Source organism: Pseudomonas sp. SB113 (assembly GCF_040754745.1).
Classification (GTDB): Bacteria; Pseudomonadota; Gammaproteobacteria; order Pseudomonadales; family Pseudomonadaceae; genus Aquipseudomonas; species Aquipseudomonas grimontii.
Genome location: NZ_JBFMHW010000001.1, coordinates 179005 through 192440, shown reverse-complemented (window position 1 = coordinate 192440; position 13436 = coordinate 179005). Strand labels below are relative to the sequence as shown.

11 protein-coding genes are annotated in these 13436 nt (G+C 62.7%); 7 read left to right on the top strand and 4 right to left on the bottom strand.

Annotation, left to right across the window (positions count from 1 at the left end; all coding sequences use genetic code 11):
- From AB1462_RS00890 to AB1462_RS00875, 4 genes are all read right to left on the bottom strand, one after another.
- Entirely contained in the window at positions 1 to 1035 is a 1035-nt protein-coding gene (locus tag AB1462_RS00890) for an ABC transporter ATP-binding protein (protein ID WP_090408653.1), read from the bottom strand.
- A gap of 182 nt (positions 1036 to 1217) precedes the next feature.
- On the bottom strand, positions 1218 to 2369 hold the full coding sequence (gene ydcS, locus AB1462_RS00885; protein ID WP_090408649.1) for a putative ABC transporter substrate-binding protein YdcS: 1152 nt from the start codon (positions 2367 to 2369) through the stop codon (positions 1218 to 1220).
- A gap of 71 nt (positions 2370 to 2440) precedes the next feature.
- The gene (locus AB1462_RS00880) at positions 2441 to 3898 is read right to left on the bottom strand and encodes a gamma-aminobutyraldehyde dehydrogenase (protein WP_186731496.1); all 1458 of its coding nucleotides are present in this window, start codon (positions 3896 to 3898) and stop codon (positions 2441 to 2443) included.
- A gap of 130 nt (positions 3899 to 4028) precedes the next feature.
- Positions 4029 to 4940 carry a LysR family transcriptional regulator gene (locus AB1462_RS00875; protein WP_367245984.1) on the bottom strand — a complete coding sequence of 304 codons (912 nt, stop codon included), beginning with the start codon at positions 4938 to 4940 and terminating at the stop codon, positions 4029 to 4031.
- 191 nt (positions 4941 to 5131) lie between these two features.
- On the opposite strand from AB1462_RS00875, the gene AB1462_RS00870 reads away from it, so the two are divergent.
- The 7 genes from AB1462_RS00870 to AB1462_RS00840 all read left to right on the top strand — a co-directional run bounded on the left by AB1462_RS00870 (position 5132) and on the right by AB1462_RS00840 (position 13426).
- Entirely contained in the window at positions 5132 to 5839 is a 708-nt protein-coding gene (locus AB1462_RS00870; RefSeq protein ID WP_259192818.1) for a tellurite resistance TerB family protein, read from the top strand.
- Positions 5840 to 6057: 218 nt separating this feature from the next.
- Positions 6058 to 7680: a methyl-accepting chemotaxis protein gene (locus tag AB1462_RS00865; RefSeq protein ID WP_367245983.1), complete on the top strand. Its 1623-nt coding sequence runs from the start codon at positions 6058 to 6060 to the stop codon at positions 7678 to 7680.
- Positions 7680 to 8192, top strand: coding sequence for a chemotaxis protein CheW (locus AB1462_RS00860; protein ID WP_259192816.1), 513 nt, complete (start codon positions 7680 to 7682; stop codon positions 8190 to 8192). Before AB1462_RS00865 ends, AB1462_RS00860 begins: the two co-directional genes overlap by 1 nt.
- Positions 8189 to 9442: a CheR family methyltransferase gene (locus tag AB1462_RS00855; RefSeq protein WP_367245981.1), complete on the top strand. Its 1254-nt coding sequence runs from the start codon at positions 8189 to 8191 to the stop codon at positions 9440 to 9442. Before AB1462_RS00860 ends, AB1462_RS00855 begins: the two co-directional genes overlap by 4 nt.
- Positions 9439 to 10140 (top strand): chemotaxis protein CheW, encoded by a 702-nt coding sequence (locus tag AB1462_RS00850; RefSeq protein WP_259192814.1) that lies wholly within the window; start codon positions 9439 to 9441, stop codon positions 10138 to 10140. Before AB1462_RS00855 ends, AB1462_RS00850 begins: the two co-directional genes overlap by 4 nt.
- Positions 10137 to 12419, top strand: coding sequence for a hybrid sensor histidine kinase/response regulator (locus tag AB1462_RS00845; RefSeq protein ID WP_367245979.1), 2283 nt, complete (start codon positions 10137 to 10139; stop codon positions 12417 to 12419). Before AB1462_RS00850 ends, AB1462_RS00845 begins: the two co-directional genes overlap by 4 nt.
- Entirely contained in the window at positions 12416 to 13426 is a 1011-nt protein-coding gene (locus AB1462_RS00840) for a chemotaxis response regulator protein-glutamate methylesterase (protein WP_090408622.1), read from the top strand. Before AB1462_RS00845 ends, AB1462_RS00840 begins: the two co-directional genes overlap by 4 nt.
- Positions 13427 to 13436: the final 10 nt, after the last annotated feature.

The window sequence follows — 13436 nt, the reverse complement described above, 5'->3', positions numbered from 1 at the left end:
TCACACCTCGCCTGTGCTTTCATTCAGCAGCGTCATGGCTTCCCGTGCCCAACGGGCGGTAATGGACTGGCCGACCTGATGGCCGCTGCTGATGTCCAGCCACTGGTTGTTGGCCTGGCTGATATTCAGCGCCTGGCCGTTTTCCAGTTTCAGTTCATAGCGGGTGGCACTGCCTTGGTACTGGATGTCGTGCAGCAAGCCGCTGATTTCCACTTCGCCAGCGCCCAGCGGGCCCTCGGCAAAACGTACGTGCTCCGGGCGAATCGAGAACGGCTGCACGCTGCCGCTGAGGCGCTGGGCCAGTTCTCCGCGAATCACATTGGAGGTGCCGACGAACTCGGCGACGAACGCGGTGGCCGGTTTCATGTACAGGTTGCGCGGGGTGTCGACCTGTTCGATACGGCCTTTGTTGAACACCGCCACACGGTCGGACATCGACAGCGCTTCGGTCTGGTCGTGAGTGACGAAGATAAAGGTAATGCCGAGCTGGCGTTGCAGTTTCTTCAGCTCGCTTTGCATTTGTTCGCGCAGCTTGAGGTCGAGGGCGCCCAACGGTTCGTCCAACAGCAACACGCGCGGGCGATTGACCAGTGCGCGGGCCAGGGCCACCCGTTGGCGTTGGCCGCCGGAGAGCTGCACCGGCTTGCGCTCGCCGTAGCCGCCGAGGGCCACCATCGCCAGGGCTTCTTCGGCGCGGTTGCGGCGTTCGGTCTTGCCCACGCCTTTGACCTTGAGGCCATAGGCGACGTTGTCGCGCACATTCATATGGGGGAACAGCGCGTAGTCCTGGAACACAGTGTTTACATCACGCTGATACGGCGGCAAGCCGGCGGCTTCCTCGCCATGAATCCGGATCGAACCTGCGCTCGGCTGTTCGAAGCCGGCGATCAGGCGCAGGCAGGTGGTCTTGCCCGAGCCGGATGGGCCGAGCATGGAAAAGAACTCGCCGTCCTGAATATCGATGGAAACCCGGTCAACGGCTTTCACTTCGCCGAATTGACGGGAAACGTGGGTGAATTGGACTGCAAGCGTCATGGGGCGGTGCTCCAAAAAGGCGCGTTTTGGATAAAAATAAAATCGTAGGAGGTGCTCAGAAATCGCAGCCTCGTTTCACTCGACAGCTCCTACCAACGGTGTAGGAGCAGTAAAGATCCGTAGCAGCTGCCGAGGCACGAGGCTGCGTTGGGCCGCGAAGCGGCCCCTGAGGGTCAGATGGCTTAGCGCCCGCCCATGATCGCGATGTAATCCTGGGTCCAGCGGCTGTACGGCACGAACTTGCCGCCCTCAGCCTGCGGGGTTTTCCAGAAGGCGATCTTGTCGAACTGGTCGAACCCGTTGGTCTTGCAACCCTCGGCGCCGAGCAGTTCGCTTTCCTTACAGGCCGCAGGCACCGCCGGCAGCGATCCGAACCAGGCGGCGACATCGCCCTGGACCTTCGGCTGCAGCGACCAGTCCATCCACTTGTAGGCGCAGTTGGGGTGCTTGGCCTCGCTGTGCAACATGGTGGTGTCGGCCCAGCCGGTGGCGCCTTCCTTGGGGATGGTCGAGGCAATTGGCTGCTTCTCGTTTTGCAGGCCGTTGACCTGATACGGCCAGGCGCTGGAGGCGACCACGCCTTCGTTCTTGAAGTCGCTCATTTGCACGGTGGTGTCGTGCCAGTAGCGGTGGATCAACGGTTGCTGGGCGCGCAGCAGGTCGAGCACGGCCTTGTACTGGGTTTCGGTCAGTTCATAGGGGCTCTGGATGCCCAGTTCCGGCTTGGTGCTCTTGAGGTACAGCGCCGCATCGGCAATGTAGATCGGACCGTCATAGGCCTGCACACGACCTTTGTTCGGCTTGCCGTCCGGCAGGTTCTGCGCATCGAACAGCACGTTCCAACTGGTGGGCGCGGTCTTGAACACGTTGGTGTTATACATCAGCACGTTCGGGCCCCACTGGTACGGGGTGCCGTAGGTTTGTTGGCCGACCACGTACCACGGCGCATCTTTAAGGCGTGGGTCAATGTTCTTCCAGTTAGGGATCAGTGCGGTGTTGATCGGCTGCACACGCTTACCGACGATTAACCGCAGCGACGCATCGCCCGACGCGGTGACCAGGTCATACCCGCCCTTGGCCATCAAACTGACCATTTCGTCAGAGGTGGCGGCGGTTTTCACATTGACCTTGCAGCCGGTTTCCTTCTCGAAACCGCTGACCCAGTCGTAGGCTTTGTCGCTTTCGCCACGTTCTATATAGCCGGGCCAGGCGACGATATCCAGCTGGCCTTCACCAGCGCCCACCGCCTTGAGCGGTTCGGCGGCCTGGATACTGACGCTGGCCAACAGCGCGGTGGTCAGGGCACTGAGCAGTGCGGTCTTGTGCGCGGACATGGGGGTTCCCTCTTCTTTAATTATGGTCGGGGCAGTGTGTGAAGCCGTAACGCATGAGCTTAGTTGTTGTTTTAAAGGTGCTGGCCGTGGCGGGCCATGATGTGGCGTACCACGCTGTAGTCCTGTAGTGAATCGCTGGACAGATCTTTCCCATACCCCGAGCGCTTCAAGCCGCCGTGGGGCATTTCGCTGACCAGCATGAAATGGCTGTTGATCCAGGTGCAGCCGTACTGCAGGCGCGCGGCTACCTGCATGGCCTTATCCAGGTTCTGCGTCCAAACGGAGGAGGCCAGGCCGTATTCGGAATCGTTGGCCCAGTCCACTGCCTGTTCCAGTCCGTCGAAGCGAGTCACGGTGACCACCGGGCCGAACACTTCGCGCTGGACGATTTCATCGTTTTGTTTGCAACCGGCGAGCAGTGTCGGCTGGTAATAGAAGCCGGCCCCGGAATGCACGGCGGCCCCCGTGACCCGCTCGATATGCGGTTGGCCGAGGGCGCGTTCGACAAAGCTGGCCACGCGGTCGCGCTGGCGTGTACTGATCAGCGGGCCGAGTTCGTTATCGGCGTCGCGCTTGCCGGCAAAACGCAGGCTGCTGACCGCCGCGCCCAGTTCGGCGACCAATTTGTCGTGGATGCCCGCCTGGGCGTAGATGCGGCACGCGGCGGTGCAGTCCTGGCCGGCGTTGTAGTAGCCATAGGTGCGCACGCCTTCGACCACGGCGTGCAGGTCGGCGTCGTTGCACACGATCACCGGCGCTTTGCCGCCCAGTTCCAGGTGTGTGCGTTTGAGTGTCTTGGCCGCGGCTTGCAGGATTTTCTGGCCGGTGACGATGTCGCCTGTCAGCGAGACCATGCGCACTTTGGGGTGGCTGACCAAATGGCTGCCGACGCCTTCGCCGCCGCCACACAGAATGTTGATGACCCCGCGTGGTAACAAATCCTTTAGGACCGGGGCCAGCGCGAGGATCGACAGCGGCGTGTGTTCCGACGGCTTGAACACCAAGGTATTACCGGCCGCCAGCGCCGGGGCGATCTTCCACGCGGCCATCATCAGCGGGTAGTTCCACGGCGCAATCGAGGCGACCACGCCAATCGGATCGCGGCGCACCATGCTGGTGTAGCCCGGCAGGTATTCGCCGCTGAGCTGGCCGGTCTGGCAGCGCACGGCGCCGGCAAAGAAGCGGAACACATCGACGGTGGCGCTCAAGTCGTCCTGGCGCGCCAGGTGCAACGGCTTGCCGCAGTTCAGCGATTCCAGGCGGGCCAGGTAGTCGGCTTGTTTCTCGATGGCGTCGGCGATGCCCAGCAGAATGTTCGAGCGTTGCTGCGGCGTGGTCCGCGACCAACCGGTAAAGGCGCGGTGGGCGGCAAGGATGGCGCTTTCGACCTGCTCGGTGCTGGCTTCGGCGATCTGGGTGAGCACTTCGCCGGTGGCCGGGTTGAGGATCGGCTCGGCAACGCCCTGGCCCTGGACCAGTTCGCCGTCGATCAGCAACGCAGTGAGCAGCGGGGTGGGCGCGCCGGACATTTTTCGTGATCTCTTTTCTTGGGTGGTCATGGGCGTTCTCTTACAAGGCGCCGGACCTTCTCCTATGGGTAGAGAGACTAGAGGTCAGGCACGAGGTCAACAAATACTAAATACTGAATGCAGCATTCGATTAAATAGATGGCTTGCGTGGGTGTGGCTGTTCGCGCGCGACGGTGAGGAACGGGTCCACCAATGCCGGTCGCGCCGTGCCCCGACGCCAGGCCAGGCCGACGTCCAAGGTCTGGCTGAGGTCGGCAATCGGCCGCGCTTCAATAATGTCGCCCTCCAGGGACCAGGGGCGGTAGGTCATGTCCGGTTGGATCGACACGCCCAGGCCCGCGGCCACCAGGCTTCGCACCGCTTCGGTGGAGGCGGTGCGCAGGGTCACGCGCGGTTGCAGGCCGGCACCGGCCCACATGCGCTGGGCGTTATGCCCCATTTCGTCGACGTTCAGTTGAATCAATGGCTCGCTTGCTACATCGGCGAGGTTGATGCTGTCGTGCTCCAGCAGCGGGTGTTGCGCCGGCAGCCACAGGCGGTGGGGCGAGTGGGTGAGGACCTCGGTCTGCAGGGCGTGGCGATCTTCGAGGTTGGAGAGGATCAGCACCCCCACATCGATTTCACCGCTGACCAGCAAATGCTCGATATACGGGCGCTCGTCTTCCATCACGCGGATTTCCACGTTGGGGTAGGCACGCTGGAAACGAGTGAGCAAATCCGCCAGGTAATAGCCGGCGACCAGGCTGGTCACGCCGATGATCAACTGCCCGGCGACCTGGTTGGTGCTCTGTTGCAGGCTGCGCGTGGCATTGTCGACGGTGGCGAGGATCAAGTGCGCCTGGCGCAAAAACTGATGGCCCTGGTGCGTGAGGGTCATGCCCTTGGCGTGGCGGTTGAACAGGGTGACGCCGATTTCCTGTTCCAGTTGTTGGATCGCCAGGGTCAGCGTGGACTGGGAAATGAATGCGGTTTGCGCGGCGGCGGAGATCGAGCCGGTCTCGGCCACGGCGATAAAATGCCGGATTTGACGCAAGGTCATCATGCTGGAATTACCAGTGGGGTGCTTTTATAGATGTGTTCGAGTGTATATCGGTTTTAGCGAACGGCAGCGACAAGCTACAAGCGGCCAGCGCGGCGTTACATCTGGAAGCACTCTAGATCGCGGCTTTTTGGCACTTAGTTTTACGCTGAGGGCCTATTGGTCCTATGAACCCTAGTGTCTGGAGGCTACGAATGAATACCCGTGGATTGCTCGATCAGTTGCTCAAGTCCGGCCAGGACATGTTGCAGAACAAGACCGGCGGCCAGCGCAAGCAGGATGATAAAGGCGCCCTCGGTGGGCTGCTCGGCGGTGGCGGGCTGGGCAGCCTGCTTGGTGGCGCGGGCGGCGGAGCGCTGGCGGCGGGTGCCATGGGCCTGTTGCTGGGCAACAAGAAGGCGCGCAACTTTGGCGGCAAGGCCCTGACCTACGGCGGGCTGGCCGCGTTGGGCGTGATTGCCTACAAAGCCTATGGCAATTGGCAGGCCAGCCAGGCCAACGCGCCTCAGGGCGAGCCGCAAACCATCGACCGCCTGCCGCCGGCCCAGGTCGAGCAGCACAGCCAGGGGATTCTCAAGGCTCTGGTAGCCGCTGCGAAGGCCGACGGGCATGTGGACGAGCGTGAGCGCGCACTGATCGAAGGTGAATTCACCAAGCTGGACAACGACCGCGAGCTGCAAAGCTGGCTGCACGCCGAGCTCAACAAACCGCTGGACCCGGCCGACGTCGCCCGCGCCGCCGGCACCCCGGAAATGGCCGCCGAGATGTACATCGCCAGCGTGATGCTGGTGGATGAGGAGAACTTTATGGAGAAGGCGTATCTGGATGAATTGGCGCGCCAACTGAAACTCGAGCCCGGCTTGAAGTTGGAACTGGAAAAGCAGGTACGGCTTAACCAATAACCACCGAGGGGACGCAAAACCAAAATGAGGGAGGGGGCCGGCCCCCGATAGCGTTAGTCCAGTTGAAATATCTGCGACTGGCCCATCGCTATCGGGAGCAAGCCCCCTCCCACGGATGTTTTTGCAATCTGTCTGTGCTACATCGAAACCCATTGATAAATGAGGGCTTCTGCTCAGCTATACTCCCCTCCATTTGAATGGCCCTTCGAGGAAGTACTGTGAAGAATTGGACCTTGCGCCAGCGAATTTTGGCGAGCTTTGCGGTCATTATCGCGATCATGCTGTTGATGGTTGTGGTCTCCTATTCACGGTTGCTGAAAATCGAAACCAGCCAGGAAGCGGTCCGTGACGATGCGGTGCCGGGTGTTTACCTCAGTTCGATGATTCGCAGCGCGTGGGTCGACAGCTATTTGCAGACCATCGATATCATTGGCCTGCGCGAGGATAAAACCCTCACCGCTGGCGATAAGTCGGACTACAAGGCCTTCGAGTCGCGTATCGAACAGCAGATGGCCAATTACGAAAAAACCGTGACTAGCCAGGCCGATCGCATGGAGTTCGATAACTTCAAGGCCGCTCACCTCAATTACAACAAGGTCCTGGTCCAGGTGATTGACCGCATTGAAGCCAATGACCTGCCGGCCGCGCACGAACTGCTGGATGAGCAGTTGACGCCGATCTGGATCGAAGGGCGCATGAGGCTCAATGACATCATCACTGAAAACAAGGGTGTGTCTGACAGGGCAACGGCCGCTATAGACGACGCCGTTGCCTCGGCCAAGGTCAGCATGTTCCTGTCGCTGGCCGTGGCGATCCTTGCCGCCGGCCTGTGTGGCCTGCTGCTGATGCGCGCGATCATGGCGCCGATGCAACGTATCGTCGAGATCCTCGAAACCATGCGCGCCGGTGACCTGAGCAAGCGCCTGAACCTGGAGCGCAAGGACGAATTCAACGCGGTGGAAACCGGCTTCAACGACATGATGACCGAACTCACGGCCCTGGTCTCCCAGGCCCAGCGCTCTTCGGTACAGGTCACCACCTCGCTCACCGAGATTGCCGCGACTTCCAAGCAACAACAGGCCACTGCCACCGAAACTGCCGCGACTACCACCGAGATCGGTGCTACTTCGCGGGAGATCGCCGCCACTTCCAAGGACCTTGTCCGCACCATGACCGAGGTATCCACCGCCGCCGACCAGGCTTCGGTGGCCGCCGGCTCCGGCCAGCAAGGCCTGGCGCGCATGGAAGAAACCATGCACTCGGTGATGGGCGCCGCCGACCTGGTGAACGCCAAATTGGCGATCCTCAATGAGAAGGCCGGCAACATCAACCAAGTGGTGGTGACCATCGTCAAGGTTGCCGACCAGACCAACCTGCTGTCCCTGAATGCCGCCATCGAAGCCGAAAAGGCCGGTGAGTACGGTCGCGGTTTCGCGGTGGTGGCTACCGAAGTGCGCCGCCTGGCCGACCAGACCGCCGTGGCCACCTACGACATCGAGCAAATGGTGCGTGAGATCCAGTCAGCGGTTTCCGCAGGCGTGATGGGCATGGACAAGTTCTCCGAGGAAGTGCGCCGAGGCATGTTCGAAGTGCAGCAAGTGGGCGAGCAGCTGTCGCAGATCATCCATCAGGTACAGGCCCTGGCGCCTCGGGTGTTGATGGTCAACGAAGGCATGCAGGCCCAGGCCACCGGGGCCGAGCAGATCAATCACGCCCTGGTGCAACTGGGCGATGCCAGCAGTCAGACGGTGGAGTCCCTGCGCCAGGCCAGCTTTGCCATCGATGAACTGAGCCAGGTTGCGGTGGGTCTGCGCAGCGGCGTGTCGCGTTTCAAAGTCTGATGAGCGACCTTGCGTCTAAACGCGGCGCCGTTCCGGCAGCGAAAAAAGCGTTGTTCCTGGTGTTTCACATCGGCAGCGAACGTTTTGCGCTCAAGGCCACGGAGGTGGCCGAGGTGCTGCCACGCCTGCCGCTCAAGCCCATTGCCCATGCGCCCGTGTGGGTGGCGGGCATCTTTGCCCATCGCGGGGCGCTGGTGCCGGTCATCGACCTGAGCGAGTTGACCTTCGGTACAGCCGCCCGGGCGCGTACCAGTACGCGTCTGGTGCTGGTCAATTACCAGCCGCATGCCTGGGTCGAATCGCGCTGGCTCGGGCTGATCCTTGAGCAGGCCACTGACACCCTGCGTTGCGACCCGGCCGAATTCCAGCCTTACGGCCTGGATAACCGCCAGGCGCCGTACCTGGGGCCGGTGCGCGAGGATGCCCTGGGCCTGATGCAATGGATTGGCGTGAATGACGTGCTCACCGATGACGTGCGCGCCCTGTTGTTTTCTGCCGAGCTGAGCCTATGAGCAACGACCCGCGTTTCTTTGCCTTCTTGAAAGAACGTATCGGCCTCGACGTCGCGTCGGTCGGCGAGGCCATCATCGAGCGCGCCGTGCGCCAGCGCAGCCAGGCCGTGCAGGCGCAAACGCCGTGTGAATACTGGCAGCACCTGCAAAGCTCCGAGGACGAGCAACAAGCGCTGATCGAAGCGGTGATCGTCCCCGAGACCTGGTTTTTTCGTTACCCCGAATCCTTTGCGACCCTGGCCCGACTGGCGCTTGCACGCCTGGCCGAGATCAAGCAGATGCGCGCGCTGCGCATCCTCAGCCTGCCGTGTTCCACCGGCGAAGAACCCTATTCCATTGCCATGGCCTTGCTTGACGCCGGGTTGGCGCCGCACCAGTTCAAGGTGTTGGGCCTGGACGTCAGCCCGCTGTCGGTGGAGCGCGCCCGTCGCGGGGTGTATGGCAAGAACTCCTTTCGCAGCAGCGATATTGCCTTTCGCGACCGCCACTTCACTGAACATGGCGACGGGTTCCATATCGCCGACCGCGTGCGCGAACAGGTGCGCCTGCAAGTGGGCAACCTGCTCGACCCGGCGCTGCTGGCGAACGAGGCGAGCTACGATTTTGTGTTTTGCCGCAACCTGCTGATCTACTTTGACCAGCCGACCCAGAAGCAAGTCTTTGATGTACTCAAGGGCCTGACCCATGTGGACGGCGTGCTGTTTATCGGCCCCGCCGAGGGCAGCTTGCTGGGGCGCCACGGTATGCGCTCGATTGGTGTACCGCAGTCATTTGCCTTCAGCCGGCATGCCGAGCCGGTGAAGCCTGAGCCGGTATTCGTGCCCATGCCGACGCCACCGCGCAGCGCGGCGCCGATTCCGGTCAAGCCGCGACCGTTCAGCACGGCCAGCACCCAGGTGGTGCCGATCAAGGCGCCGCCCTCCGATGCGGGCACCTTGCTCAGCCGCATCGCCACCCTGGCCAACGAAGGCAAAAGTGCCGAGGCCCGTGCCGCTTGCGAGCAGTATTTGAACAATCACCCGCCGGCCGCCCAGGTGTTCTACTGGCTGGGTCTGCTCAGCGACGTGGCCGGCAGCGCCCTGGAAGCCCAGGGGTTTTATCGAAAAGCCTTGTACCTGGAACCCCAGCATCCGCAGGCCTTGATGCACCTGGCCGCCTTGTTCGAGTCCCAGGGCGACAGTGCGGGGGCGCGCCGTTTGCAGGCGCGGGCCGCCCGTAGCGAGCGCGCAGACAGTGAGTCCAAACGATGAGTAACACCGAGGCGCTCAACACCGCAGGCATGGGCCTGACCCTGGCCGACAGCCAAGCCATCGACGACTGCTGGAACCGTATCGGTATCCATGGCGACAAGTCGTGCCCGTTGCTGTTAGAGCATATTCACTGCCGCAACTGTTCGGTGTACTCGGCTGCCGCCACGCGTTTGCTGGACCGCTATGCCTTGCAGCAGGACGACCGCCGTGCGGTGACGGCCGCCGAGGTTGACGAAAAGATCGTCACCCGCTCGCTGTTGATGTTCCGCCTCGGCGAAGAGTGGCTGGGCATCGCCACCCGCTGCCTGGTGGAGGTGGCCCCGCTGCAACCGATTCACTCGCTGCCGCACCAGCGTTCCCGTGCCTTGCTCGGCGTGGCCAATGTGCGTGGCGCGCTGGTGGCGTGCCTGTCGCTGGTGGAGTTGCTCGGCCTGGAAACAAACAATCAGGGCGCCAGCGGTGGGCGGATCATGCCGCGCATGTTGATCATCGCTGCGCAGGATGGCCCGGTGGTGGTGCCGGTGGACGAAGTGGACGGCATCCATGCCATCGATGAGCGCGCCTTGAAGGCGGCGTCGGCCTCGGGCACCCAGGCCAGCGCGCGCTTCACCCAAGGTGTGTTGCAGTGGAAAGGCCGTAGCCTGCGTTGGCTGGACGAGGCGCAATTGTTATCCGCCGTGACCCGGAGCCTCACATGACCCCCGACCAGATGCGCGACGCCTCGCTGCTGGAACTGTTCAGCCTGGAGGCCGATGCGCAGACCCAGGTGCTGAGCGCGGGCCTGCTGGCCCTGGAACGCAACCCTACGCAGGCCGACCAGTTGGAAGCCTGCATGCGTGCCGCGCACTCGCTTAAGGGCGCGGCGCGAATCGTCGGGGTGGACGCCGGGGTCAGCGTGGCGCATGTCATGGAGGATTGCCTGGTCAGCGCCCAGGAAGGTCGCCTGTACCTGCAACCCGAACATATCGACGCCTTGTTGCAAGGCACCGACCTGCTGATGCGTATCGCCACCCCTGGCAACGACGTTGGCCCGGCGGACATCGACGCCTATGTGGCGTTGATGGAGCGCCTGCTGGATTCATCGCAGCCCACCGCCAGCGTCGCGCCACTGCCTGCCGCACCTGAGCCAGACCCGGCACCGCTCATCGAAGAACTGCCACCGGAACCCGAGCCCGCACCGCCCGTCGCCAGCGATCCGCCGCGTCAGGGCAAGCGCATGACCGAAGGGGGCGAGCGCGTATTGCGCGTGACCGCCGAGCGCTTGAACAGCCTGCTGGACCTGTCGAGCAAGTCCCTGGTGGAAACCCAGCGGCTCAAGCCATACCTGGCCAGCATGCAGCGTCTCAAACGAATTCAAAGCCAGAGCGTACGCGCCCTGGATACTCTCGATAGCCAGCTCAAGACCCTGGGTTTGAGCCTCGAAGCCGAGGAAGCCCTGGCCGATACCCGGCGCCTGCTGAGCGAAGCCCAGGCGCTGCTGGCGGAAAAGACTGCCGAGCTGGATGAGTTTGGCTGGCAGGCCGGCCAGCGTGCCCAGGTGCTTTACGACACCGCGCTGGCCTGTCGCATGCGCCCGTTTGCCGATGTACTGGCCGGGCAGGTGCGCATGGTGCGCGACCTCGGTCGCAGCCTGGGCAAGCAAGTGCGCCTGGAGATCGAGGGCGAAAAGACCCAGGTCGATCGCGACGTGCTGGAAAAACTTGAAGCGCCACTCACTCATTTATTGCGCAATGCCGTCGACCACGGCATCGAAATGCCCGACCAACGCCTGCTGGCAGGCAAACCTGCCGAAGGGTTGATCCGCCTGCGCGCGTCCCATCAGGCCGGTTTGCTGGTACTGGAACTGAGCGACGACGGCAATGGCGTCGACCTGGAGCGCCTGCGCGGCACCATTGTCGATCGGCATCTTTCGACCCTGGACACGGCCCTGAACCTGAGCGAAGAGGAACTGCTGACGTTCCTGTTCCTGCCGGGTTTCAGCCTGCGCGACAAGGTCACCGAGGTGTCCGGGCGCGGTGTCGGGCTGGATGCGGTGCAGCATATGGTCCGCCAACTGCGCGGCGCGGTGGTGCTGGAGCAGACGGCAGGGCAGGGCAGTCGCTTCCATCTGGAGGTGCCGCTGACCCTGTCGGTGGTGCGCAGCCTGGTGGTGGAAGTCGGCGAAGAAGCCTATGCGTTCCCGCTGGCGCATATCGAGCGCATGTGCGACCTGGCGCCCGACGACATTGTGCAGTTGGAAGGCCGCCAGCATTTCTGGCACGAAGGTCGGCATGTCGGGCTGGTTGCCGCCAGCCAGTTGTTGCAGCGCCCACCCGGGCAGAACAATGACGAAACCTTGAAGGTGGTGGTGATCCGCGAGCGCGATGCGGTTTACGGTATCGCCGTGGAACGCTTTATCGGCGAGCGCACCCTGGTGGTGTTGCCGTTGGACGATCGCCTGGGCAAGGTCCAGGATATTTCCGCCGGGGCCTTGCTGGACGACGGCTCGGTGGTATTGATCGTCGACGTGGAAGATATGCTGCGCTCGGTGGACAAGCTGCTCAACACCGGGCGCCTGGAACGCATCGCCCGGCGCAGCCAGCAGGCCACCGAGGCACCGCGCAAACGCGTACTGGTGGTGGACGACTCGCTCACCGTGCGGGAGTTGCAACGCAAATTGCTGCTCAATCGTGGGTACGAAGTGGCCGTCGCGGTCGACGGGATGGACGGCTGGAACGCCTTGCGCTCCGAAGACTTCGACCTGCTTATCACTGACATTGATATGCCTCGTATGGACGGTATTGAATTGGTCACACTCTTGCGCCGTGACAGTCGCCTGCAATCGTTGCCGGTGATGGTGGTGTCGTACAAAGACCGTGAAGAAGACCGCCGTCGCGGGCTGGACGCTGGCGCCGATTATTATCTGGCCAAAGCCAGCTTCCACGATGACGCGCTGCTGGATGCCGTGGTGGAGCTGATTGGAGGCGCGCGGGCATGAGGATTGCGATCGTCAATGACATGCCCCTGGCCGTGGAGGCCTTGCGCCGCGCGTTGAGCTTCGAGCCCGCGCACCAGGTGGTGTGGGTGGCCAGTAATGGTCTGGACGCGGTGCAGCACTGTGCCGAGCTGACCCCGGACCTGATCCTGATGGACTTGATCATGCCGGTGATGGACGGCGTGGAGGCCACGCGGCAGATCATGGCCGAGACGCCGTGCGCGATCCTGCTGGTGACCGTCGACCGCCAGGCCAATATGAGCCGGGTGTTCGAAGCCATGGGCCACGGCGCCCTGGATGTGGTGGACACGCCGGCGCTCGGCGTGGGCAACCCCAAGGATGCGGCGGCGCCGTTGTTGCGCAAGATCCTCAACATCGGCTGGCTGATCGGCCAGCGCGGCAGCCGTGTGCGTGCCGAAACCGCGCCTGAGCGCAGCACCGGCAAACGCCAGAGCCTGGTGGCTATCGGTTCTTCGGCGGGCGGCCCGGCTGCCCTGGAAATCCTGCTCAAGGGTTTGCCCCGGGACTTTGCCGCGGCCATTGTGCTGGTGCAGCATGTGGACCAGGTATTCGCCGCCGGCATGGCCGAGTGGCTGAGCAGTGCCTCCGGCCTGCCGGTGCGCCTGGCCCGCGAAGGCGAGCCGCCGCAAAGCGGGGTGGTCCTGCTGGCCGGCACCAATCACCACATTCGTTTATTGAAGAATGGCACGCTAGCCTATACCGCAGAGCCGGTGAACGAGATTTACCGGCCTTCGATCGACGTGTTCTTCGAAAGCGTGGCCAGCCACTGGAATGGCGACGCCGTCGGCGTACTGCTGACCGGTATGGGCCGTGATGGGGCCCAGGGGCTCAAGTTAATGCGTGAACAAGGTTATTTGACCATCGCCCAGGATCAGCAGAGCTCGGCGGTGTATGGCATGCCCAAAGCGGCGGCGGCGATTGATGCTGCTGTTGAAATTCGCCCACTGGACAGAATTGCGCCCCGATTGCTGGAGGTCTTTGCAAAATGATCATGACCTT

What these genes read in the sequence shown, in the direction of transcription:
- AB1462_RS00845 (WP_367245979.1), top strand. Translation starts at nt 10,137, where the DNA reads ATGACCCCCGACCAGATGCGCGACGCCTCGCTGCTGGAACTGTTCAGC.
- AB1462_RS00880 (WP_186731496.1), bottom strand. Translation starts at nt 3,898, where the DNA reads ATGTCCGGCGCGCCCACCCCGCTGCTCACTGCGTTGCTGATCGACGGC.
- AB1462_RS00855 (WP_367245981.1), top strand. Translation starts at nt 8,189, where the DNA reads ATGAGCAACGACCCGCGTTTCTTTGCCTTCTTGAAAGAACGTATCGGC.
- ydcS (WP_090408649.1), bottom strand. Translation starts at nt 2,369, where the DNA reads ATGTCCGCGCACAAGACCGCACTGCTCAGTGCCCTGACCACCGCGCTG.
- AB1462_RS00890 (WP_090408653.1), bottom strand. Translation starts at nt 1,035, where the DNA reads ATGACGCTTGCAGTCCAATTCACCCACGTTTCCCGTCAATTCGGCGAA.
- AB1462_RS00840 (WP_090408622.1), top strand. Translation starts at nt 12,416, where the DNA reads ATGAGGATTGCGATCGTCAATGACATGCCCCTGGCCGTGGAGGCCTTG.
- AB1462_RS00850 (WP_259192814.1), top strand. Translation starts at nt 9,439, where the DNA reads ATGAGTAACACCGAGGCGCTCAACACCGCAGGCATGGGCCTGACCCTG.
- AB1462_RS00875 (WP_367245984.1), bottom strand. Translation starts at nt 4,940, where the DNA reads ATGATGACCTTGCGTCAAATCCGGCATTTTATCGCCGTGGCCGAGACC.
- AB1462_RS00870 (WP_259192818.1), top strand. Translation starts at nt 5,132, where the DNA reads ATGAATACCCGTGGATTGCTCGATCAGTTGCTCAAGTCCGGCCAGGAC.
- AB1462_RS00860 (WP_259192816.1), top strand. Translation starts at nt 7,680, where the DNA reads ATGAGCGACCTTGCGTCTAAACGCGGCGCCGTTCCGGCAGCGAAAAAA.